Annotated in this window: 1 protein-coding gene; it reads right to left on the bottom strand. The window is 48.4% G+C overall.

Translation table 11 applies throughout. The annotated features are described in order from the left end of the window. The coding region (locus WA429_RS21215; RefSeq protein WP_336107909.1) for a ParA family protein at positions 1 to 445 on the bottom strand (445 nt) is incomplete at its 3' end. Positions 446 to 1,129 lie beyond the last annotated feature (684 nt).

The following is a 1,129-nucleotide window of genomic DNA, read 5'->3' as shown; positions in this document are numbered from 1 at the left end:
GGCGATGCTTGTGTGCAATGACAGTATCGCTTCGGGTACGAAGATCGAGGTTGAACTGCCCGGCATCAATAGCCCCGCTCCCTTGCAAGCCAACCAGAGAGTGGGATCCGACCATTAGTTCCAGATTGTCGTTAATCTTGAGCGGGATGGAGCTTGCGTCATCATCAAACACAGTGAACGTGTTCGCTAACGCCAACTCTTGGGCCGTGAAATCTCCCCGGTATTCTAGTGCATATAGTGCCAAGGTCGTCGTCAGGTCACCTTGTGGGTCAAGATCAATGCAAAGCACTTTGCACCCTGCCTCGGCCAAAGCTGTTGCCATATGAAAGGTGTAAGGAGTCTTCGCCACACCACCTTTTTCATTTTGAACTGCAATGACGTGGCGTCGTTGCACGATAACTTTTTCGAGCAGCTCTTCGGGGAGATCGTAATTGGCACGTGGCATGGTGGTGTGTCCTCTAGCAAAAGTGTAGTGCGTTTTACGCACATCGATCTTCGTTTCACGACTTACGTTGTGCGGTTTTCGATAGCCGATTTACGCAACTCGGTCAGCGGATTCCGGTTCCCGATATTCGAGTGCCGTATTGCGTATCTCGGTCCTCGGTTTACGAGGAATGGATTACGTTAACCGAAGCTCGCTTTACGATGTTCGATCTACGAGTGACGTTTTACGATTTCCAGTTAACGTTAATCGTACCTCTTTTCACGACTTTCGTAAATCGGTTTGCGGGTCCCGTTTAACATTTATCGGTTAACGATTTCTGAATAACGACAGTCGTTTTACAAAATACGGTTACCGAAATACGATTATCGTATAACGTTTTTAAGTTCTTATCTTACTGTTTTTCTTCAATTTTGGATATTTCTGGCGCGACCCTGGCAGCTGAACTGACTGTATTCGCATCAATGCGATGTGCCGGATTTAGGGGGTATTTTAACTTCAATCGACACATTGCAAGCCGAAACCGATGTTAGGCTTGTTCATCATTTGGTAGAGGAGCGGTTCATATGTCCGAGGATTCTCGACTACACGTGCCTGACTGGAATGCCAACACTACATTGTCTCGCTTACTTGCCGGCAGGCAGGGGGTCCTGCGATGGAATGAGACGCGCCACGGCGACGGGATTG

Origin of the sequence: Thalassospira sp. CH_XMU1420-2 (assembly GCF_037029325.1) — a bacterium.
Classification (GTDB): Bacteria; Pseudomonadota; Alphaproteobacteria; order Rhodospirillales; family Thalassospiraceae; genus Thalassospira; species Thalassospira povalilytica.
This window is presented reverse-complemented; position numbering and strand designations above follow the sequence as displayed.